This is a genomic window from Streptomyces sp. NPDC060000 (genome assembly GCF_042737375.1).
Taxonomy (GTDB): domain Bacteria; phylum Actinomycetota; class Actinomycetes; order Streptomycetales; family Streptomycetaceae; genus Streptomyces.
The window spans coordinates 35338-56634 of sequence record NZ_JBHWUU010000028.1; the positions used below are offsets into that span (position 1 = coordinate 35338).

Consider the following 21297-nt stretch of genomic DNA (forward strand, 5'->3'; position numbering starts at 1 on the left):
GGACGACTGAGCCGCAGGCGCGCACGAGCAGGTCCGTCGGGGTCAGGCGGGGCCAGGCGCGGGCCCGGCGGGGAGGTAGACCCGGTCGGGCCCGGTCGGCCCGGGTGAGGTCCGTGGGGGTCAGGCGCGTCGGGCCTGGCGGGGAGGCAGACCTGGTCGGGCCCGGTCAAGCCCGGTCGGGCCCGGTGAGGTCAGGCAGGGTCCGGCGCGTCAGGCTCGGACCCGGCGGGGAGGCAGACCCGGTCAAGCCCGGTCAAGCCCGGTCGGGCCCGGTGAGGTCAGGTAGGGTCCGGCGCGTCAGGCTCGGACCCGGCGGGGAGGCAGACCCGGTCAAGCCCGGTCAAGCCCGGTCAGGTCCGGCGGGGTCAGGCCCCGCAGGCCTCCGTGCCCAGCATGCGCCGCAGCAGCCCCCGCAGTACCACCCGCTCCTCTTCCGCCAGCCCCGCCAGCGGTTCCCGCGCGAACCGCAGCGACTCGCGCAGCCCCTTGGCGATTCGCCGGCCCTCGTCCGTGGCCGCCGCCAGCTTCACCCGGCGGTCGGCCGGGTCCGGGCGCCGCTCGACCAGACCGCGTGACTCCAGGCGGTCGACGATGCCGGTCACGTTGGACGGCTCACACTTCAGCTTCTGCGCCAGCTTCCGCATCGGCAGCGGCTCAAGCGACAGCAGGCTCAGCAGCCGGGCCTGTGCGCCGGTGAGGGCGTGACCTGCGGCGGCTTCCTCGTAGTCCTCGTAGTAGCGGGTCACGACCTCGCCGATCAGCCCGACGACCTCCATGGTCAGGGCATCGGGGAGCGGGGTCGGATGTGAGGTCGGCATGAATGCAGGGTACCCGTTACTTGACATCCTGAAATATTCAGGAGCATGGTTGTTTCAGGTAGTGAAGCATTTGCAAGCGTTGAAAGGCAGCCCCCCATGACCGACTCGGCCCTCCCCACCACCAGCCGCGAATGGCGTCTGCTCAGCCGTCCCGTCGGCTGGCCGAAGCCCGAGGACTTCGAGCTGGCCGAGGCGGAGATCCGGCAGCCCGGCCCGGGTGAGGTGCTGGTACGCAACGCCTACGTCTCCGTCGACCCCTACATGCGCGGCCGCATGAGCGCCGCCAAGTCGTATGTGGCCCCCTTCGAGCTGGGCAAGGCCATGCAGGGCGGGGCGGTCGGCGAGGTCGTCGCCTCCGGCGCCGAGGGCGTCGCCGTCGGCGATCACGTCCTGCACTTCGGCGGCTGGCGCGAGTACGCCACCTTCGACGCCAAGCAGGCCGTCAAGGTCGATGCCGAGGCCGCACCCCTCTCCACCTACCTCGGCGTCCTCGGGATGACCGGTCTGACCGCCTACGCCGGCCTGCTGCGCACCGGCTCCTTCAAGGAGGGCGACTCCGTCTTCGTGTCGGGCGCGGCCGGCGCCGTCGGCAGCCAGGTCGGCCAGATCGCCCGGCTCAAGGGCGCCTCCCGGGTCATCGGCTCGGCCGGCTCCGACGAGAAGGTCAAGCTGCTCGTCGAGGAGTACGGCTTCGACGCCGCCTTCAACTACAAGAACGGCCCCGTCGCCGCACAGCTTCGTGAGGCCGCTCCCGACGGTGTCGACGTCTACTTCGACAACGTCGGCGGCGACCACCTCGAGGCGGCCATCGGCTCGCTCAACGAGAAGGGCCGCATCGTGATCTGCGGCATGATCTCCGTCTACAACAACACCGAGCCGGCCCCCGGCCCGAAGAACCTCGCCCGCCTCATCGCGACCCGCGGCCGTATCGAGGGCCTCCTGGTCGGCGACCACTACGACCTCCAGCCGGAGTTCGTCCGGGAGGTCGGCGCCTGGGTCCGCTCCGGCGAGCTGAAGTACCGCGAGACGGTCGTCGAGGGCATCGAGAACAACCTGGAGGCGTTCCTCGGGGTCCTGCGCGGCGACAACACCGGAAAGATGATCGTCAAGCTCTGACCTCCGGTCCGTGACGCCGCCCTGACGCCCCGGGCACCAGCCGTCGCGCGCACGACGAGGCCGCACCCCCGGACGGCGGTTTCTAGGGGTGCGGCCTTCGCTCGCTCGTCGGCCCTTTCGCCGTGCACCGCCGCCGACGCGCCGAGGCCCCGATACGCACCGGCGGTCGGTCGTCGGACCGGCGGTCGGCCGTCGGACCGGTCGTCCCGCCGACATTCCCGCCGACCGCCTCGTCGAGTCGACTGTCCCGCGTCCCGCGTGCGGCCTGCCGCGTCGTCGCTCTCGCCGGCCGGCGTGCCGCGTGCCGTCGGCTCTCGGCTCCTCAGCCGGAAGCCAGCGCCGCGCCGTGCACGGCTCCAGCCAGCCGGTCGTTCTCCGGCGCGGAGCCGCCCGGGAAGGCGAACCGGCGCCGGGTGTAGCCGTAGGCGAGCCCGCTGCGCGGATCCGCGAACGCCTGACAGCCGCCCGCCCCGCTGTGCCCGAACGCCCCGGCGCCCAGGAACGGGTGCCAGGTGTCCGCGGTCGCCTGGAAGCCCAGCCCGTACGACCTGTGCGAGCGCGCCACCACGTCGTACCCCACGGAGTGCAGCTGTCCGAACTCCGCCGCCGTGTCCTCCTTCAGCAGCGGCACCTTCCCGCCGACCTCGCTGATCGCCGCCGCGTACAGCCCGGCCAGTCCGCGCGCCGAGGCCACCCCGCCCACCGAGGCCGGCCCCCTGGCCCGGATCAGCGGGTCGTTCGGCAGGAGTTCCAGGTCGGTCGGCTCGGCGGCGTGCCGGTTGAAGGCGACGGCGGCGAGGGTGTGCGGGCCGCCGGGCAGGGAGTCCAGCAGCGCCCGCTGCGCGGCGGTCGGCGCCATCGGCTGCGCGGTACGGAAGCGCGGCTCGTGCGCGGCGGGCAGCCCCAGGAAGAAGTCCAGCCCGTACGGGACGCGCACCCGCTCCTCGTGCACCTCCTGGAGCGTACGGCCCGTGGCCCGCCGTACGACCTCGCCGGTGAGCGCCCCGATGACCAGCCCGTGGTAGCCGAAGGCGGTGCCCGGACGCCAGAACGGCCGCTGGTCGGCGAGGCGTTCGGCGATCTGCCGGTCGTCGGCCAGCTCCTGCGGCGAGAACCCGGTGTCCGTGCCGATCACCCCGGCCCGGTGCGCGAGCAACTCGCGCAGGGTCAGCGCGCCCTTGCCCTCGGCCGCGAACTCCGGCCAGTAGTAGGTGACCTTGCGGTCCAGCTCCAGGGTGCCCTCCTGGACGAGGAGGGCGACCACCAGGTGGGCGGCGCCCTTGGTCGACGAGTAGACGCCGTAGAGGGAGTCGGGTCCGGCACCCTCGCCCGGCACCCACAGGTCGACGACCCGCCGGCCGTGCACATACGCGCACAACTGGCCTTCGTAGTCGGGCTCCTCCTCCGCCACGAACGCGGCGAACTCCTCCCGAACCGCTTCGAATCCGTCGGCGACGGTGCCGTGGATCTCCCTCGTCATCCGAGTCAATCGAGTCATCCGCTCTCCTCAACCAGCCCACTGCTCGCGTGTGCCGTCAAATCCCTCAAGCCCGGCCTCACCCCGTACCACGCCGTCACACCGAAGCACCTCCTCCAACGTGCCGAGATCGTTGCTTCCGTAGATCGGTACGGCGAGGTGTACCTGTTCGACTCAACTGCGACGAGCAGGTGTTGGTGTCACCGATGCCCCGGATGGCCTACGAGGGCCGCCACGAGCGCGCCGTGGTGGGTGGCCACGGCCCACGGCCGTGAAATGTGCACGACCGATAGAGTTCGGCCATGCGCGATCTTGGGGTGGGGTTCAGGTACCTGCTGAAGGGCCAGCGGTGGGTGGCCCGGCACGGCAAGCAGTACGGGTTCGGACTCCTTCCCGGCCTGATCACGCTTGTCCTCTATGTGGCCGCGCTGGTGGCGCTCGCCGTGTGGGGCGAGGACTTCGTGGGATGGACGACGCCGTTCGCGGACGACTGGTCGAGCCCCTGGCGCGGTGTGTTCCGCGGCTTCCTCGTCGCCGTGCTGTTCGCCCTCGGCCTGCTGCTCGCCGTCCTCACCTTCACCGCGGTCACCCTGCTCATCGGGCAGCCCTTCTACGAGAGCCTCTCCGAGAGGGTCGACCGGGACGTCTCGCCCGACGGCACGGCCCCCGAGTCCGGGCTGCCGCTCTGGCGCGAACTGTGGATCTCCGCCCGCGACAGCCTCCGCGTCCTGTGCCGCGCGCTGCTCTGGGCCGTGCTGCTGTTCGCCCTCGGGTTCATCCCGGTCGTCGGGCAGACGGTGGTCCCGGTGATCGGCTTCTTCGTCACCGGCTTCTTCCTCACCGAGGAACTGGCCGCCGTCGCCCTCCAGCGCCGGGACGTCGACCTGCGCGCCCGGCTCGCCCTGTTCCGCTCCCGCAAGACCCTGATCTGGGGCTTCGGCACCCCGCTGGGCCTGGCCTTCCTGGTGCCCGTCGTCGCGGTGTTGCTGATGCCGGGCGCGGTCGCGGGCGCCACGATGCTCGCCCGCGACCTGCTCGGCGAGGAGATCTCCGACGGCGACGGCGACGACGGCGACGACGAGGGTGACGCGCGAGGCGCGGGAGGCGAGGGAGGCGAGGGACGCGGCTTCGGCAGGGCCCACGCACCCGATGGGCACGCGCACGGCGGCCGCAACGCCACGCCCTGACGGGGCCGCCCGCCACCGCCGCCCCCACGGCTCCTCGGCCCGCACGCGCGGAGCTACGCCCCCGCCGCCACGCTCAGGATCGCCCGCACCTGGGCGACGATGTCCAGCCGGTTGCGCACGAACTCCGGATCGGTGACCGTGCCGGTGGCCGGATCGGTGTTGCCGGCCCCGAACTGGAGGACCGGTGTGTGCACATGCCCGTATCCCGTGACGGAAGTGGTCTACGCCATGCCACGACGGATCTCCGCCGCCGCCTCCCGCAGCGCGGTGACGAACGCCTCCGCCGCCGGCGTGAGCGAACGTCCGCGTTCCGTCGCCGCGTACACCGCTCGCGCGGGGGCGTCCTCGTCACGCACCGGCAGCAGCGCGATGTCCGGCCGTACGGACGACGCGGCGAGCGCCGGCACCAGCGCGACGCCGAGACCCGCGGGCTCGCTGTGAGGGTGCTCGACCGACGGGTGCGCCTCTGATTCGCTCGTAGTCCGCCAGGGGCAGGATGGAGGCGTCCCTGAACCGCAACGAGGAGGCGCCGCGATGGCGGAAGTGGAAGCGGCGGTCGAGACGGCCCTCGGCAAGCTCGACCTGGACGCCAAGACCCGGCTGCTTGCCGGCCAGGACATGTGGTCGCTGCCCGGGCTTCCCGAGATCGGGCTGAAGTCCCTCGTCATGTCCGACGGGCCGATCGGCGTCCGGGGGGTGCGCTGGACCGCCGACGACCCGTCCGTCGCCCTGCCCTCCCCGACCGCCCTCGCGGCCGGCTGGGACCCGGAACTCGCCCGCCGGGCCGGCGTCCTGCTCGCGCAGGAGGCCCGCCGCAAGGGCGTCCACGTCCTGCTCGCCCCCACGGTCAACCTGCACCGCTCCCCGCTCGGCGGCCGCCACTTCGAGGCCTACAGCGAGGATCCGTATCTGACGGGCGTGATCGGCGCGGGCTATGTGAACGGCGTCCAGTCCGGCGGTGTCGGCACCACCGTCAAGCACTTCGTCGCCAACGACGCCGAGACCGACCGCTTCACCGTGAACAACCTCGTCGGCGAACGCGCCCTGCGCGAGCTGTACCTGGCGCCCTTCGAGGCCATCGTCGAGAACGCCCGCCCCTGGGGCGTCATGACCGCCTACAACACGGTCAACGGGACGACGATGACCGAACACCACCACCTCGTGAACGAGGTCCTGCGCGGCGAGTGGGGCTTCGACGGCTTCAACGTCTCCGACTGGATGGCCGCCCGCGACACCGTGGGCGCGCTGCGGGGCGGCCTCGACGTCGCCATGCCCGGGCCGCAGACCATCTACGGCGAGGCCCTCGCCGAGGCGGTACGCGACCGCCGGCTCGACGAGTCCGAGGTCGACGAGGCCGTCCGCCGCGTCCTGCGCCTGGCCGCCCGCGTCGGCGCCCTCGCGGACGTCGAACCGGCCGTCACCGAGCCGCCCGCGCCGGTCGACGGCGAGGCCCTGGCCCGTGAACTGGCCCGCCGCTCCTTCGTCCTGGTCCGCAACGAGGGCGACGCGCTGCCGCTCAGGCCCGGCACCGTCGCCCTCGTCGGCGCGGCCGCCCGCGACGCCCGGGTCCTCGGCGGCGGCTCCGCGACCGTCTTCCCGGTCCGCACGGTCTCCCCGCTCGAAGGCCTCACCGCCGCGCTCCCCGAGGGCACCCTCAGCTACGCGGTCGGCGCCGACCCCACCACCGAACTCGCCGTCGCCGACAAGGGGTTCGAGCTGCGGGCGGTCTGTCGTGACGCCGCCGGAACCGTCATCGGCACCGGCTCCGCGCCGAACGGCCAGATCCAGTGGATGGGCTCGGACCTCCCCGAGGGCGTCACCCACGACTCCCTCCACACGATCGGGCTGACCGGCACCTTCACCCCGCGCGAGAGCGGCCCGCACACCTTCGGCATCAAGGGCACGGGTGCCTTCACCCTCACCGTCGCCGGGACGACGTACTACGACGACGTCCAGCTCCCCGCCGACGACAGCGACCCCTTCGAGGCGTTCTTCGGCTCCCCCCAGCCCCGCGCCCAGGTGGGACTGACCGCCGGCGCACCGGTCGAGGTCTCCCTCACCCACGTGTTCGCGCTTCCCGAGGGCATCCCCTTCAAGGCCGTCGCCTTCGCGCTGGCCCACCAGGAGCCGACGCGCGACCCCGACGAGCTGATCGCCGAGGCGGTCGAGGCGGCGCGGACCGCCGACACGGCCGTCGTCGTGGTCGCCACCACCGAACGCGTCGAGTCAGAGGGCTTCGACCGCAAGGATCTGCGCCTCCCCGGCCGACAGGACGACCTGGTCCGTGCCGTCGCCGCCGCCAACCCCAACACCGTCGTGGTCGTCAACGCGGGCTCCCCGGTGGAACTGCCGTGGCGTGAGGACGTCGCGGCCGTCCTGCTCACCTGGTTCCCCGGTCAGGAGGGCGGATCGGCGCTGGCGGACGTCCTGACGGGCGCCCACGAGCCCGGCGGCCGGCTCCCCACCACCTGGGGCTCCCTCGCCGACGCCCCGGTCACCGAGGTCACCCCCACCGACGGCGAACTCCGTTACACCGAGGGCGTCTTCATCGGCTACCGGGCCTGGGAGAAGGAGGGGCGCACCCCGGCCTTCCCCTTCGGGCACGGCCTCGGCTACACCGACTGGGCGTACGAGTCGGCCGACATCACGGGCTCCACGGTCACGGTGCGGGTCCGCAACACCGGCGAGCGGGCGGGGCGCGAGGTCGTGCAGGTCTACCTCGCCCCCACCGGGGCGGCCCCGGCATCGCAGAGCCCGGCGCCCGACCGCCCGGCCCGCTGGCTGGCCGGCTTCGCCGGTGTCGAGGCGGGCCCGGGGGAGAGCGCCGAGGTCACCGTGGAGATCCCCACCCGTGCCTTCGAGGTGTGGGACGAGGCGGACCACCGGTGGTCCTTTGTGAAAGGTTCGTACGAAATCCAGGTGGGCCGCTCGATCGCGGACCGCAGGATCACCGCGACGATTAACGTATGAACCGGCGCTCGTCGCCCCGCTGACAGCCCCGGTCCGGGACCTGACCCCTGGACCGGGGCAACATCTTCTCCGGTTTTCCAGGGGCTTGCACCGGAGAGCGCGGTTCCTGCCGGGGCGTGCGGTCCCTACCGGACCGAGAAGCCGTACACCGTCTCCGACCGGTACCGCGCCCCCGGCCGCAGCACGGTGCTCGGGAACTGCGGCCGGTTCGGCGAGTCGGGAAAGTGCTGGGTCTCCAGCGCGACGCCCTCACCGGGCTCGAAGGGCTCGCTCAGATAGTCGGCGGTGTACAGCTGGAGCCCCGGCTCGGTGGTCGCCACCGTCAGCGCCCGCCCGGACGCCGGATCGTACAGCTCGGCCACCTCGACCGGCGTGTCCGTGACGCCCTTGTCCAGCACGAAGTTCTGGTCGTACCCGGCGCCGACCTTGCGGGCCGTACGGAAGTCGAAGCGGCTGTCCGCCACCCGCGCGAGCTCACCCGTCGGGATCCGGTGCGCGTCGACCGGCGTGTACCGGGAGGCGGCCAGCCGCAGTTCGTGGCCGCCGGCGCTGCCGCTCCCCGGTCCGCCCAGGTTGAAGTAGCTGTGGTTGGTCAGGTTCACCACCGTCGGCGCGTCCGTGACCGCCTCGTACACGAACCGCAGCGCCCCCGACGCGTCGAGCGTGTACGTCGCGGTGACCTCCAGGCGGCCCGGGAAGCCCTCCTCGCCGTGCGGGGCGACCCGGCTGAGCCGCAGCCCGTGCTCGACCGGCTCGACGTCCCACACCCGCTTGTCGAAGCCGCGCTCGCCGCCGTGCAGGGAGCCCGGATCGTCGTTCGGCGCGAGCGCGTACGTGAGCCCGTCCAGCGGGAAGCGGGCCAGTGCGATCCGGTTGGCGTACCGGCCGACCAGCGCCCCGAGATAGGGCTCCGGGTGCGTGACGTAGCCCTCCAGGTCCGCGAACCCCAACACCACGTTCGCCGCGTGCCCTTCCCGGTCCGGCACCTCGACGGACTGCACGATCCCGCCGTACGAGAGGACCCGCACCCGCGTGCCCGCCCGCTCCAGGGTCCAGCGGTGCACCGCGGTGCCGTCGGAAAGTGTCCCGAAGTGTTCGCTCATGAGCGAAACCCTAAGTCACGAGGTCTTCGCGGTGACTCCTCGATAGGCCATCTCCGCGAGCCGCGCCTGTCCGTCCTTGCTGGGGTGGAACCAGTCCCAGTGGCTCAACTGGTCGGTGCCGAACCTGAACCGGTACACCGCGCCGCCGTCGAACCGGCACCGCACGTCCTTCGCGCAGACCTCCGCCAGCACCGAGTTGTAGGCCTCCACCCGCTTCTGCACGGTGTCCCGGCGCAGGGTCGCCGCCGAGTCCAGCGCGTCCGCGTCGCCCAGCATCGACGGGCACAGGCCCAGCTTCCACACCTGCTTGCCCAGCACGTTCGTCCGCCCCTGCGACCACAGCCGCTTCAGGTCCGGCACGCTCGACACATACACCTGGGTCTTCGGCAGCGCACGGCGCAGGGTGCTCAGCGCGTCCTGGAACTGCGCGCGGAAGTCGGCCACCGACGTCATCGCCGACGTCGAGTTCCGGCAGGCGTCGTTCGCCCCCGCCATCACCGTCACCAACTGCGGCTTCTCGGCCGCCGCCTGGGTCATCTGGGCCGGTACGTCCGCCATCCGCGCCCCGGTCGCCGCGTAGTTCCAGCTGTGCGTGGCCGCCTTCGCCGGGCCCAGCAGCCGGACGGCGAGGCTGTTCACCTCCGTGCTGCTGCCGGTCGCCCAGGACACCTCGGGGCAGTCCGCGAGCACCGTACACGCGTCGAAGCCACGCGTGATCGAGTCACCCACCGCCGCCACCGAGGAGGGACTGGAGTCCCACAACGGGGTCGGCGACGGCGACGGCTTCGCCTGCCGGGCGTGCGTGCCCGAGGGCCCCTCGGCGTCGCCGCCCCCCAGTGCGTCACAGCCGGTCAGGCCCAGGACGGCCGCCGCCGTGCCCGCGAGCACGGCCCGCGCGTGCCGGTTCCGTTTCCGCATCCGCTGGTGTTCCCCTCGCTCTTCGAAGCTCCTCGAAACAACGCCCCCCTATGACAACGCGCGGGAGTTCCCGGCGAATCACACCCACAAGATGGAACGCCTCACGCCCGTACAGGCGTCCTGCCGGGTGAATGACGGAGGTTTCGGGGCGCTGGGACCGACGGTACGTCACACTCCTTGCGCCGCCGCACGGTAGCCTCGCCATCAACACGGCTGCCTGCCACCGCCGCCATGCCAGCCTGCAAGACTGTCCCGCTCTGCCCGGAGGTCCCGGTGACGACACGTGGAGTTCTGTACGTGCACTCCGCGCCGCGCGCGTTGTGCCCGCACGTCGAGTGGGCCGTCGCCGGGGTGCTCGGCACGCGCGTCAACCTCGACTGGATCCGGCAGCCCGCCGCGCCCGGCACCTGGCGTTCGGAGTTCTCCTGGAAGGCCGAGGCCGGCACCGCGTCCAAACTGGCCTCCGCACTGCGCGGCTGGCACCTGCTGCGCTTCGAGGTCACCGCCGAGCCCTGCGCCACCGCCGAGGGCGAGCGCTACAGCTGCACCCCCGACCTCGGCATCTTCCACGCCGTCACCGGCATCCACGGCGACATCCTGATCCCCGAGGACCGGCTCCGCGCGGCCCTGCTGCGCAGCCGGCGCGGTGAGACGGACCTGGAGGCCGAACTCTCCAAGCTCCTCGGCAAGCCGTGGGACGACGAGCTGGAGCCCTTCAGATACGCGGGCGAGGGAGCTCCGGTGCGCTGGCTGCACCAGGTCGTCTGAGACCGGGACAACGCGAAGGGCCCCGCCTCGAGAGGTGGGGCCCTTCGCGTTGTGTACGGGAAGCCGTGCACAGGCAGCTGTGTACGGGTGCTTCTCAGACCGTCCGGAACGCCAGGACCACGTTGTGTCCGCCGAAGCCGAACGAGTCGTTCAGGGCGGCGATACGGCCCTCGACGGGCAGCTTGCGCGCCTCGCCCCGCACGATGTCCGCGTTGGCCTCGGCCTCGGGGTCGAGGTTCTCGATGTTGATGGTCGGCGGAGCGATCCGGTTGTACAGCGCGAGGACCGTCGCGACGGACTCCACGCCGCCCGCGCCACCCAGCAGGTGACCGGTCATCGACTTGGTCGCGGAGACCGCGAAGTGGTCCGCGTCGTCGCCGAAGACCTTGCGCAGCGCCTTCAGTTCGGCCACGTCACCGGCCGGCGTCGAGGTGGCGTGCGCGTTGACGTGCACGATCTCCGCCGGATTCAGGTCGGTGTTGTCCAGCAGGTTCTGCAGGGCGTGCGCGATACCGCGGCCCTCGGGCTCCGGCTGCACGATGTCGTGGGCGTCGGAGGAGATGCCCTGGCCGACCGCCTCCGCGTACACCCGGGCCCCGCGGCGAGCGGCGTGCTCGGCGGACTCCAGGACGATCACACCGGCGCCCTCGCCCATGACGAAGCCGTCGCGGGAGATGTCGTAGGGACGCGAGGCGCCCTGCGGGTTCTCGTTGTTCTTGGACATCGCCATCATGTTGCCGAACGCGGCGATGGGCAGCGGGTGGATCGCCGCCTCCGTACCACCGGCGACGACGACGTCGGCACGGCCCGTACGGATCATCTCGATGGCGTAGCCGATGGCCTCCGCGCCCGACGCGCACGCCGAGACCGGCGTGTGCACGCCCGCGCGGGCACCCACGAGCAGACCCACGTTGGCGGAGGGGCTGTTGGGCATCAGCATCGGCACGGTGTGCGGGGAGACGCGGCGGACGCCCTTCTCCTTCAGCACGTCGTACTGGTCGAGCAGGGTGGTCACGCCGCCGATGCCGGAGGCGATGACCGCGCCGAGCCGGTCGGGGTCGACGTCACCTTCGCTGCCGTCCTCGCCGGCCTTGCCGGCGAAACCGGCGTCCTTCCAGGCTTCCTGGGCCGCGATCAGCGCGAACTGCGCCGAGCGGTCCAGCTTGCGGGCCTGCGGCCGCGGGATGACCTCGAGGGGTTCCACCGCGACCCTGGCCGCGATGCGGACGGCCTGGTCGGCCGCCCACTCCTGCTCCAGGACCTTGACGCCGGACTTACCGGCGACCAGGCCCTCCCAGGTTGAGGCTGCGTCGCCACCCAGCGGTGTGGTTGCGCCGATACCGGTGACGACCACGGTGCGATTGGTCGGGCTCACGGATTCTTTCTCCAACGTTGCGAGGAGGACTACCCCCGCCTCAGCGGGGAGAACGGCGCCACCGCCGGGTGGCGGGGCAGTTCGGCCCAGGGAGGCCGGTGGATCAGCCCTGGTTCTTGAGGATGTAGCTCGTCGCGTCGCCGACGGTCTTGAGGTTCTTGACGTCCTCGTCCGGGATCTTGACCTCGAAGCGCTCTTCAGCGGCGACGACGACCTCGACCATGGACAGCGAGTCGACGTCCAGGTCGTCGGTGAAGGACTTGTCCAGCTGGACGTCCTCAACCGGGATGCCGGCGATCTCGTTCACGATGTCGGCGAGACCGGCGACGATCTCTTCCTGAGTGGCGGCCATGTTGGCGCTCCTTCTTTGATATTCCAGAGGTTGTGGCATTGGGTGCTCCGCGTCGGACCGGATGATCCGGCACGGAGTGCCTAGGGGAGGGTAACGACAGTGGCGGCGTAGACGAGACCCGCCCCGAATCCGATGACGAGCGCGGTGTCGCCGCTCTTCGCCTCGCCGGTCGCCAGAAGCCGCTCCATCGCGAGCGGGATCGAGGCGGCCGAGGTGTTGCCGGTGGTGCGCACGTCACGGGCGACCGTGACGGACTGCGGCAGCTTGAGAGTCTTCACCATCGAGTCGATGATCCGCTCGTTGGCCTGGTGCGGGATGAAGACGTCGAGTTCGTCGGCGGTGATGCCGGCGGCGTCCAGCGCCTCCTTGGCGACCTTCGCCATCTCGAAGACGGCCCAGCGGAAGACCGCCTGGCCCTCCTGCGTGATGGCGGGGAACTTCACCTTGCCCGCGCTGTCGAGCGGGAGGTTGGAGACGTCGCCGGTGTGGAACTCGTTCCACGGCACGGTCTGCTTGATCGTCTCGGACTTGTCGCCCTCCGAGCCCCACACGGTCGGGCCGATGTGCGGTTCGTCGGACGGGCCGACCACGACCGCGCCCGCGCCGTCACCGAACAGGAAGGCCGTCGCGCGGTCCTCCAGGTCGGTCAGGTCGGACAGCCGCTCGACGCCGATGACGAGCACGTACTCGGCGGAACCTTCCACCACCATGCCCTTGGCGAGGGTCAGGCCGTAGCCGAAGCCCGCGCAGCCGGCCGAGATGTCGAAGGCGGCGGCCTTGTTCGTGCCGAGCTTGTCGGCGATCTCGGTGGCCACGGCCGGCGTCTGCTTGAAGTGCGAGACGGTCGAGACGACCACCGCGCCGATCTGCGCGGCGCTGATCCCGGCGTCGGCGATGGCCTTGCCGGACGCCTCGACCGACATGGCGGCGACGGTCTCCTCGTCGTTCGCCCAGTGCCGGGTCTCGATGCCGGAGCGCGAGCGGATCCACTCGTCGGACGAGTCGATCGTCTCGAGGATCACCTCGTTGGGGACGACCCGGGTGGGCCGGTAGCCGCCGACTCCGAGGATGCGCGCGTACGGGGAGCCCTTACTGGGCTTGATCTTCGCCATCAGGGCTCCTCAGGCGACGCCGTGCTCGGCGATGAGCTCGCGAGCGGCGTCGAGATCGTCGGGGGTCTTCAGCGCCAGCGTCTTCACACCGGGCAGGGCGCGCTTGGCGAGGCCGACCAGGGTGCCGCCGGGGGAGACCTCGAGGAGCGCGGTCACGCCGAGCTCCTTGAAGGTCTCCATGCACAGGTCCCAGCGGACGGGGTTGGCGACCTGGCCGACCAGGCGCTCCAGGATCTCGGCGCCGGTGGCGACGGCCCGTCCGTCCCGGTTGGAGACGTAGCGGACCTTCGGGTCGGCCGGCGTGAGGTCCGCGGCCGCCTTGGCGAGGGCCTCGACGGCCGGCGCCATGTGACGCGTGTGGAAGGCGCCGGCGACCTTCAGCGGGACGACCTTGCGGACACCCTCGGGCTTGTCCTCGTTCAGCGCGGCGAGCTGCTCCAGCGTGCCCGCGGCGACGATCTGGCCCGCGCCGTTGATGTTCGCCGGGGTCAGCCCCAGCTTCTCCAGGTGCGCGACGGACACCTCGGGGTCACCGCCGAGCAGCGCGGACATACCGGTCTCGGTGATCGCGGCGGCCTCGGCCATGGCCAGGCCGCGCGTGCGTACGAGGGTCAGCGCGGCGGTGTCGTCGAGGACGCCGGCGAAGGTGGCGGCGGTGAACTCGCCGACGCTGTGACCGGCGACGGCGCCGGGGGTCACCTCGCCGAGTGCGGTCGCGGACAGGATTCCGGCGGCCACCAGCAGCGGCTGGGCCACGGCGGTGTCACGGATCTCGTCCGCGTCGGCCTGGGTGCCGTAGTGGGCGAGGTCCAGGCCGATGGCGTCCGACCACGCGGCGACGCGGGCTGCGGCACCGGGGAGTTCGAGCCAGGGGGTCAGGAAGCCGGGCGTCTGGGCGCCCTGGCCGGGAGCGACGAGTACGAGCACTCTCACACTCTCTCTTGTGGACGGCCAAAGCCGCCCGTGGGGACAGGGACGAAGAACGGCAGGGGGTTTTGTGGAGCCCCGACAAAAGCCTAGGTCTGGGGATCACCGTCGACCAGACGCCCCAGGATCAGTGCGATCCGGAGCGTGAACGCGGAGCGTACATCCGAAGGCGACCAACCGGTGACGTCAGTCACACGTCGAAGCCGGTAGCGCACGGTGTTCGGGTGGACGAAGAGCATCCGGGCGGCCCCTTCGAGACTGGACGCCTGTTCGAGATAGACGGCGAGCGTCTCCAGGAGCGCGGAACCGGCCTCCTCGAGCGGTCTGTAGATCTCCTCCACCAACTGCTCACGCGCGCCGGGATCACCGGCGATCGCGCGTTCCGGCAGCAGATCGTCCGCCAGCACCGGCCGCGGTGCGTCCTGCCAGGCGGAACCCGCCTTGAGCCCGGCCGCGGCGGCCTGTGCCGACCGGGTCGCGGCGAGCAGGTCGGGCACGACGGGCCCGGCCACCACGGATCCCGCGGCGAACGGGCCGATCAGCGATCTGGCGACGGCGAGCGGGTTGTCGCTGCCGCCGGCGATCACGACCAGGCGGGAGCCGAGCACGCCGGTGAGCACCTGGAGCTTGGCGTGCCGCGCGGCCCGCCGGATCGCCTCGACGGTCAGCTCGGAGTCGCCGTCGGGCGCGGTCCCCAGGACCACGCACACATGCTCGGGCGCGTTCCACCCCAGGGCCGCGGCCCGGCTCACCGCCCCCTCGTCGGCCTCACCGCTCAGCACGGCGTTCACGACGAGCGACTCCAGCCGGGCGTCCCAGGCGCCGCGTGCCTCGGCGGCCTGGGCGTAGACCTGGGCGGTCGCGAAGGCGATCTCCCGGGCGTACACGAGGAGCGCCTCGCGCAGCACGTTCTCGTCGCCGGGGGCCGCGACCTCGTCGATCGCGGACTCCATGACCTCGATGGTGGTCCGCACCATCTCGACGGTCTGCCGCAGCGTGATGGCCCGGGTCAGCTCACGCGGTGCGGTCCCGAACACATCCGTGGAGATGGCCTGCGGGGCGTCCGGATGCCGGAACCACTCGGTGAAGGCGGCGATGCCCGCCTGGGCGACCAGCCCGATCCAGGAACGGTTCTCCGGTGGCATCGCCCGGTACCACGACAGTGTCTCGTCCATCCGCGCGATGGCCTGGGCGGCGAGACTTCCGGAGGACTTCTCCAGCCGCTTCAGCGTCGCGGGGTGGGGGTGGACGGCGTGCGCCGCAGGATCGGGGTGAGTGGTTTCGGGTTCGGGCACGGGACAAGACTGCCTTATCGGGACGGGGGCGTGCGCCGCCGGGTCACGGGAGGGCGCGGCACGCGGTCGTCGCACGGGCGGCGGCGGTGCGGGGGTCTACCGTAGACGCGTGATGCACGTACGGCGCGCCGGTGAGCGCTACCGAGGCGGGGACCCGGCGGCCGGGATCGACACCAGGCACGCCTTCTCCTTCGGCCCCCACTACGACCCCGGCAACCTCCGCTTCGGGCCGCTGATCGCCTGCAACGAGGAGCGCCTCGCGCCCGGCGCGGGCTTCGACGAACACCCGCACAGCCACACCGAGATCGTCACCTGGGTGGTCGAGGGCGAGCTCACCCACCACGACTCGGCCGGCCACCGGACCCTGGTCCGCCCCGGCGACGTCCAGAGGCTCAGCTCCGCGGGCGGCGTACGGCACGTGGAACGCAACGACGCCGACGTGCCGCTGGCCTTCGTCCAGATGTGGCTGGCCCCGTCCGACCCCGGCGGCGACCCGGCCTACGAGACGGTCCGCGGCATCGCCGACGCCACCCCGTACGCCGTCCCGGAGGCGGGCGCGATGCTGCACGTGCGGCGGCTGGGCGCGGGGGAGCGGACCGCCGTGCCGGACGCGCCCCACGTCTACGTCCATGTCGTGCGCGGCGAAGCCCGCCTGGACGGCGAGAAGCTGGCGGCGGGTGACGCGGCGCGCATCACGGACGCGCGGGACGTGGAGGCGGTGGGCGTGACGGACACGGAGCTGCTGATGTGGGCCTTCGGCCCGGGGGGCGAGGAACTCAGCCCCGCACCTCGGCCAGCACCGCGTCCGTGAACGCGGGCCACGCCTCGACCGCCCAGGGCCCGAACGCCCGGTCCGTCAGGGCGACCCCGGCGACGCCCGCCGCGGGATCGACCCACAGGAACGTACCGGACTGCCCGAAGTGACCGAAGGTGCGCGGCGAGGAGGAACTCCCCGTCCAGTGCGGCGACTTGGAGTCGCGGATCTCGAAGCCGAGGCCCCAGTCGTTGGGGTTCTGGTGCCCGTACCCCGGCAGCACGCCCTTCGTCCCCGGGTACTGCACGCTCATCGCCGCCGCCACCGTCCGTGGATCCAGCAGCCGGGGCGCCTGCAGCTCCGCCGCGAACCGCAGCAGGTCCGTCACGGTGGACACCCCGTCCTTGGCCGGGGAGCCCTCCAGGGAGGTGTCGGCCATCCCCAGCGGCTCCAGCACCGCCTGCCGCAGATACTCCGCGAAAGGGATCTCCGTGGCCTTCGCGAGGTGGTCGCCGAGCTGCTCGAACCCGGCGTTGGAGTACAGCCGCCGCTCTCCCGGAGGCGCCGTCACCCGGTGCTCGTCGAAGGCCAGCCCGGAGGTGTGGGCGAGGAGATGACGGACCGTGGCCCCCGGCGGCCCGGCCGGCTCGTCCAGCTCGACCGCCCCCTCCTCGTACGCGACGAGGGCCGCGTACGCGGCGAGCGGCTTGGTGACCGAGGCCAGCGGGAAGCGCCGCCCGACGGGTCCGTGGGTCCCCAGGACCGTACCGTCGGCCCGTACGACACCCGCCGAGGCGGAGGGAACCGGCCAGTTCTCGATCAACGCGAGGCTCGTCAACGACATGCGGCCGAGCCTATGTGTCTCAGAGCAGCAGCTCCATCAAGGGGTCCGGCTTGGGCTTGAAGCCCATGGAAACGTAGAGGGGGGCCGCGTCGGCGGACGCGGTGAGCTGGATCTGTACGGCACCCCGGGCCCGGAACCACTCCAGCAGCGCGTCCATGCACGCCCGCGCGTACCCACGGCGGCGCGCGTCCGGGTCGGTGGCGACGCTGAACACGAAACCGATGGTCCCGGCCGGGTTGCCGACCCGGCCGATCCGGTACTCGACCGTCCCGACGACCAGCGCGGCCAGCGTCCCCGGCCGCTCCGGGTGGTCCACGACGAAGGCCGCGAAGTCCCCGTCCGGCTCGGACAGCCGCTCCCGCAGCGTGGGCAGCGACTCGGCGTGCCAGCCGGTGGAGGAGTCCACCGGAGACATCGAGTCGATCATCACTTGACGCAGCCGCAGCACTTCGGCGGCATCTTCGGGCAGGGCACGGCGTACAGGACTCATGCCCCGCACGCTAACCAGTGTGATCAAGCCGCGTCCCCCGTTTTCTTACCGTTTCCGCTTGCTTGGAGCGCACTCCAAGGCCATAGCGTGGAGGCCATGACGGTGTTGCAGACCACACCCGTGACCATCGATCAGACCCCGAACCCCCAGGACGTCTGCGCCGCGCCACCACCGCGGCACCCCCGTCCGGACGGGCAGGACAGCTACACGATCAGCGAGGTCGTCGCCTTCACCGGCCTCACCGCCCACACCCTGCGCTGGTACGAGCGGATCGGGCTGATGTCCCACATCGACCGCTCGCACACCGGCCAGCGTCGCTACAGCAACCGTGACCTGGACTGGCTCGACCTCGTCGGAAAGCTGCGGCTGACCGGTATGCCGGTCGCCGACATGGTGCGGTACGCCGAGCTGGTGCGGGAGGGGGAGAGCACGTTCCGCGAGCGGTACGAGCTCCTGGAGGCGACCCGGCGGGACGTCCGGGCCCGGATCGCCGAGCTCGAGGACACCCTCGCCGTGCTCGACCGGAAGATCACGTTCTATGCGGACGCCACCGGCGTCCGGCACGACGAAGCGGAAAGGACCGCCCGATGACCGACTCCAGGATCCCGACGGCACGACTCGGCGAGAACGGCCCCGAGGTCGGCGTCCAGGGCCTCGGCTGCATGGGCATGAGCTTCGCCTACGGCCCCCCGGACGCGAAGGAGTCCCGGGCCACCCTGGAACGCGCCCTGGAGCTGGGCGTCACGATGTACGACACGGCGGACGCGTACGGCGCGGGGGAGAACGAGAAGTTCCTCTCCCCGTTCTTCGGGGCCCACCGCGACGAGGTCGTGATCGCGACCAAGTTCGCCCTGGCGGTCCCGCCGGACGACCCGACGCGGCGGATCATCCGCAACGACGCGCCCTACATCCGCCAGTCCGTCGAGGCCAGCCTGAAGCGGCTGGACGTCGACGTCATCGACCTCTACTACATGCACCGGCGCGATGTGAACGTGCCGATCGAGGACACCGTCGGCGTGATGGCCGATCTGGTGCGCGAGGGCAAGGTCAAGCAGCTGGGCCTGAGCGAGGTGACGGCCGCCGAACTGCGCGCGGCGCGGGAGGTCCACCCCATCGCCGCGGTGCAGTCGGAGTGGTCGCTGTTCAGCCGCGACATCGAGGCCCAGGTGGTGCCGGCGGCCCGGGAGCTGGGCGTGACCCTGGTCGCGTACTCCCCGCTCGGCCGGGGCTTCCTCACCGGCTCCTTCGCCGACGCCGACCGGGACCTCGCCGCCGACGACTTCCGTCGTCAGCAGCCCCGCTTCACCGGCGACAACGCCGCCGCCAACGGGGCTCTCCTGGACCCGATCCGCGCGATCGCCGAGGCCCACGGGGCGACGCCCGGCCAGATCGCCCTGGCCTGGGTGCAGCAGCAGTCCCAGGTGCACGGCCTGTCGGTGGTCCCGATCCCGGGCACCCGCAAGCCCACCCGGGTCGAGGAGAACGCGGCGGCGACGGCCATCGTCCTGACGGAGGAGGATTTGGCCCTGCTGGAGCCGATAGCGGGCAAGGTGGCAGGCGACCGCTACACCGACATGAGGTTCACTTCCGCGGGTCGTGAGTGAACGTCCTCGGCGTCCCTAGAGCTCGGCCAGCAACTCGGCCTTCTTGACGGAGAACTCCTCGTCGGTGACCAGCCCGGCCAGGTGCAGCTCCCCGAGATGCCGGATCCGCTCGGCGATGTCGGCGGGGTCCCGGCGCGGCGCGGCCGCGGCCGGGACGGCCGCCGCGGTTCCGCGCCCGCGGACCGCAGCGAGGACCGCCGCCGCGAACGGCAGCGACTCGTGCACCGGCCCGTACCCCAGCCCGAAGACGACGGCCCCCGGGTCCTGGTCGGCCTGGGTCGGAGCGGCCTCGCCGCGCAGCAGCCGCAGATGCCCCTCGAACACCTCGGGCGACCGCCACTCGACGCCGCTCAGCGCGGACACGGCGAAACTCTGGTCGCCGGCCTTCCACTTCGCCGACGAAGCCCCCGTCCAGAACCACCGGAAGCGCACCGTGCGACCGTCGAACGAGGCCTTCCCGTCGTACGCCTTGAACGACAGCGGCGCTTCCGGCGCGTCCACGAGGAACCGTTCCGCCGGTCCGGACTCGGTCAGCCGCTCCTGCAGCTCGTCGGCGTAGTACTCGGCGAGAGTCTCCCGCTCGGCGGGCAGCACCAGCCGGTACGGGTCGCACCCTTCCTTGAGCTGTCCCGCGGCCGCCTCCATCAACGGATCGGCTCCCGGCCGCGGCTCCGCCCGGAGCACGACCGTGCCGCGTTTGCCGGCGGTCAGCGTCACCCCGCCGACGGCCGCCAGCGGAATCCGGCGCTCGCCCAGTGCCGACAGCAGCCTGGGCGTGCGCAGCCCCCGTTCGTAGCGGATGAGGACGGAATCGGACTCGAACTCCCAGGCGGCATGAAATCCGGCCAGTACGTCACCCATGCGGCTCATCGTATGCGGGACACCCATTCTTCGTCCCCTCCCCGCGCGCGCCGCAATTCCTGCGTCTCTACGCGCGTCCGGCCTCTGTCGTATCGGACAAACCCACCGTGCAGGCGGCATCGTCGTGGGCGCACTCCACCGAGTGGTACGCGCCGGTGCCGATCTCGGCGAAGTTGCGCAGGCTGTCCGTACCCGGTTGGAAGTAGCCTCCGTGGCCCTTCGCCTCCCGCGCCGACAGCACCCGCGCGCCGAACACCGCCGCCATCGGGTCCTCGCCGTGCCCGAGGCCGCCGACCTCCAGATGCGGGACGTCCTGCACCCAGTCGTCGGCGTCCCGCATCGCCCACACCCGCGCGTCGGTGTCCAGCTGGGCGGCCGTTCCCACCCGCATCCCCGGGCTGCCGGCCACCGCGATGTCCGCCACCCGGTCCGGCATCGCGTGCGCGGCGACCCCGCACACCACGGAGCCGTAGCTGTGGCAGAACATCGAGACGGGCGCGCTGCCCGGCAGGGCGGTCAGCAGGGCGTTCAGCCGGACGGCGCCGTTCTCGGCGCGCATCGCGGTGGCCGAGTCGATGCCGAGACCGTCGGGGGAGGTGTAGTCCGCCCAGGCGATCACGGCCGTACGCGTCGAGGGGCTCGCCTCGCCCTCGGCCGCGTAGAGGGCCTGGGCCATGCCGACGGGCGCCGAGTACTTGCGGTTCGTGCGCTGGAAGGTGAGCAGGTCGGTGTCGACGCCGGGGACGACGACGGAGATCCGCTCGGCCTTGTCCAGGCTGCCGAAGACCTCGGCGACCCGGCCGGAGCCTTCCGGGTCGAAGGCGAGGATCTGCCGGTCGCCGGTGCTCATCGACGCGTAGCGCTGCAGGCGCCGCCCGGCCAGCCGCTGCCCCGAGGGCGTGAGCCGCTTGTCGTGCATGCGGGTGCGCTCGAGCCGCGTCTGCTGCAGCAGCGCCCTCCGGTTGGCGCGGTAGCGCAGTTCGACGGGGGCACCGTTCATGTTGCCCACCGCGAGCGCGTAGTCGTGCACGAGCGCGGTGCGCTGCGGGGCGGTCAGCTTGGCGAAGAAGCGGGCGAGCCGGGCGGGGGCCGCACCGGGGTCGGGCAACCGGTGGCCGTTCAGCCGGCCGTGCTCCCACGCCGTGCGCGAGGCCTGGAGTGCGGTGGTCTCCCGTTGGTGGCGCAGGGCCGTCCAGCCGGTGGTCGTCAGCATCAGGAACACCACGGCCAGGGCGGCCAGTGCGCGCCAGACGTTGAGCTGCGGGGAGGTGTCGAAGGAAGTCACTGAAAGGACACACTAGGAGAACGAGAGGGTCTCGGGTGACC

General features: G+C 72.0%; 21 protein-coding genes and 1 pseudogene. 7 read left to right on the top strand and 15 right to left on the bottom strand.

Annotated features, from left to right (window positions below; genetic code table 11):
* Positions 1 to 365: 365 nt before the first annotated feature.
* Positions 366 to 818 (bottom strand): MarR family winged helix-turn-helix transcriptional regulator, encoded by a 453-nt coding sequence (locus ACFWBB_RS16945; RefSeq protein WP_385272150.1) that lies wholly within the window; start codon positions 816 to 818, stop codon positions 366 to 368.
* A gap of 96 nt (positions 819 to 914) precedes the next feature.
* On the opposite strand from ACFWBB_RS16945, the gene ACFWBB_RS16950 reads away from it, so the two are divergent.
* A complete protein-coding gene (locus ACFWBB_RS16950; protein WP_385272153.1) occupies positions 915 to 1934 on the top strand; it encodes an NADP-dependent oxidoreductase in 1020 nt (339 codons plus the stop codon).
* A gap of 322 nt (positions 1935 to 2256) precedes the next feature.
* Here the strand turns inward: ACFWBB_RS16950 and ACFWBB_RS16955 are convergent, their stop codons facing one another.
* On the bottom strand, positions 2257 to 3414 hold the full coding sequence (locus ACFWBB_RS16955; RefSeq protein WP_385272292.1) for a serine hydrolase domain-containing protein: 1158 nt from the start codon (positions 3412 to 3414) through the stop codon (positions 2257 to 2259).
* Positions 3415 to 3713: 299 nt separating this feature from the next.
* On the opposite strand from ACFWBB_RS16955, the gene ACFWBB_RS16960 reads away from it, so the two are divergent.
* Entirely contained in the window at positions 3714 to 4598 is an 885-nt protein-coding gene (locus ACFWBB_RS16960; protein WP_385272157.1) for an EI24 domain-containing protein, read from the top strand.
* Between the two features lie 53 nt (positions 4599 to 4651).
* On the opposite strand, the pseudogene ACFWBB_RS16965 reads toward ACFWBB_RS16960, so the two are convergent.
* Positions 4652 to 4798: pseudogene (locus ACFWBB_RS16965) on the bottom strand (pyroglutamyl peptidase); the annotation flags it as partial.
* 21 nt (positions 4799 to 4819) lie between these two features.
* The gene (locus tag ACFWBB_RS16970; RefSeq protein ID WP_385272161.1) at positions 4820 to 5218 is read right to left on the bottom strand and encodes a LysR substrate-binding domain-containing protein; all 399 of its coding nucleotides are present in this window, start codon (positions 5216 to 5218) and stop codon (positions 4820 to 4822) included.
* On the opposite strand from ACFWBB_RS16970, the gene ACFWBB_RS16975 reads away from it, so the two are divergent.
* Positions 5133 to 7568 (top strand): glycoside hydrolase family 3 protein, encoded by a 2436-nt coding sequence (locus ACFWBB_RS16975; protein ID WP_385272164.1) that lies wholly within the window; start codon positions 5133 to 5135, stop codon positions 7566 to 7568. The two genes, ACFWBB_RS16970 and ACFWBB_RS16975, sit on opposite strands and share 86 nt — an antisense overlap.
* Before the next feature lie 125 nt (positions 7569 to 7693).
* Here the strand turns inward: ACFWBB_RS16975 and ACFWBB_RS16980 are convergent, their stop codons facing one another.
* Positions 7694 to 8671, bottom strand: coding sequence for an aldose epimerase family protein (locus ACFWBB_RS16980; protein WP_385272167.1), 978 nt, complete (start codon positions 8669 to 8671; stop codon positions 7694 to 7696).
* 15 nt (positions 8672 to 8686) lie between these two features.
* Entirely contained in the window at positions 8687 to 9589 is a 903-nt protein-coding gene (locus tag ACFWBB_RS16985) for an SGNH/GDSL hydrolase family protein (RefSeq protein WP_385272170.1), read from the bottom strand.
* A 273-nt stretch (positions 9590 to 9862) separates the two neighbouring features.
* On the opposite strand from ACFWBB_RS16985, the gene ACFWBB_RS16990 reads away from it, so the two are divergent.
* On the top strand, positions 9863 to 10357 hold the full coding sequence (locus ACFWBB_RS16990) for a DUF3145 domain-containing protein (protein ID WP_385272173.1): 495 nt from the start codon (positions 9863 to 9865) through the stop codon (positions 10355 to 10357).
* Positions 10358 to 10451: 94 nt separating this feature from the next.
* Here the strand turns inward: ACFWBB_RS16990 and fabF are convergent, their stop codons facing one another.
* From fabF to ACFWBB_RS17015, 5 genes are all read right to left on the bottom strand, one after another.
* A complete protein-coding gene (fabF, locus tag ACFWBB_RS16995; RefSeq protein ID WP_385272176.1) occupies positions 10452 to 11732 on the bottom strand; it encodes a beta-ketoacyl-ACP synthase II in 1281 nt (426 codons plus the stop codon).
* A 103-nt stretch (positions 11733 to 11835) separates the two neighbouring features.
* Positions 11836 to 12084 carry an acyl carrier protein gene (locus ACFWBB_RS17000; RefSeq protein WP_385272179.1) on the bottom strand — a complete coding sequence of 83 codons (249 nt, stop codon included), beginning with the start codon at positions 12082 to 12084 and terminating at the stop codon, positions 11836 to 11838.
* An 80-nt stretch (positions 12085 to 12164) separates the two neighbouring features.
* Positions 12165 to 13196 (bottom strand): ketoacyl-ACP synthase III, encoded by a 1032-nt coding sequence (locus tag ACFWBB_RS17005; RefSeq protein WP_385272182.1) that lies wholly within the window; start codon positions 13194 to 13196, stop codon positions 12165 to 12167.
* 9 nt (positions 13197 to 13205) lie between these two features.
* Positions 13206 to 14123, bottom strand: a complete 918-nt coding sequence (locus ACFWBB_RS17010) for an ACP S-malonyltransferase (protein WP_385272185.1) — start codon at positions 14121 to 14123, stop codon at positions 13206 to 13208.
* Between the two features lie 89 nt (positions 14124 to 14212).
* Entirely contained in the window at positions 14213 to 15418 is a 1206-nt protein-coding gene (locus ACFWBB_RS17015; RefSeq protein ID WP_385272188.1) for a PucR family transcriptional regulator, read from the bottom strand.
* A gap of 112 nt (positions 15419 to 15530) precedes the next feature.
* On the opposite strand from ACFWBB_RS17015, the gene ACFWBB_RS17020 reads away from it, so the two are divergent.
* On the top strand, positions 15531 to 16229 hold the full coding sequence (locus ACFWBB_RS17020) for a pirin family protein (RefSeq protein WP_385272295.1): 699 nt from the start codon (positions 15531 to 15533) through the stop codon (positions 16227 to 16229).
* On the opposite strand, the gene ACFWBB_RS17025 is transcribed toward ACFWBB_RS17020, so the two are convergent.
* Positions 16195 to 17016 (bottom strand): serine hydrolase domain-containing protein, encoded by an 822-nt coding sequence (locus tag ACFWBB_RS17025; RefSeq protein ID WP_385272191.1) that lies wholly within the window; start codon positions 17014 to 17016, stop codon positions 16195 to 16197. The genes ACFWBB_RS17020 and ACFWBB_RS17025 overlap by 35 nt on opposite strands.
* 19 nt (positions 17017 to 17035) lie before the next feature.
* Positions 17036 to 17506: a GNAT family N-acetyltransferase gene (locus ACFWBB_RS17030; RefSeq protein WP_385272194.1), complete on the bottom strand. Its 471-nt coding sequence runs from the start codon at positions 17504 to 17506 to the stop codon at positions 17036 to 17038.
* A 96-nt stretch (positions 17507 to 17602) separates the two neighbouring features.
* On the opposite strand from ACFWBB_RS17030, the gene ACFWBB_RS17035 reads away from it, so the two are divergent.
* Complete coding sequence (locus ACFWBB_RS17035) at positions 17603 to 18097, top strand: MerR family transcriptional regulator (protein ID WP_385272197.1); 495 nt, start codon at positions 17603 to 17605, stop codon at positions 18095 to 18097.
* Positions 18094 to 19110: an aldo/keto reductase gene (locus ACFWBB_RS17040; protein WP_385272200.1), complete on the top strand. Its 1017-nt coding sequence runs from the start codon at positions 18094 to 18096 to the stop codon at positions 19108 to 19110. Before ACFWBB_RS17035 ends, ACFWBB_RS17040 begins: the two co-directional genes overlap by 4 nt.
* Before the next feature lie 15 nt (positions 19111 to 19125).
* Here ACFWBB_RS17040 and ACFWBB_RS17045 read toward each other — a convergent pair whose 3' ends face one another.
* Both ACFWBB_RS17045 and ACFWBB_RS17050 read right to left on the bottom strand, forming a co-directional pair.
* Positions 19126 to 19980: a DUF4429 domain-containing protein gene (locus ACFWBB_RS17045; protein WP_385272298.1), complete on the bottom strand. Its 855-nt coding sequence runs from the start codon at positions 19978 to 19980 to the stop codon at positions 19126 to 19128.
* A gap of 58 nt (positions 19981 to 20038) precedes the next feature.
* On the bottom strand, positions 20039 to 21256 hold the full coding sequence (locus ACFWBB_RS17050) for an alpha/beta hydrolase (protein WP_385272203.1): 1218 nt from the start codon (positions 21254 to 21256) through the stop codon (positions 20039 to 20041).
* Positions 21257 to 21297 lie beyond the last annotated feature (41 nt).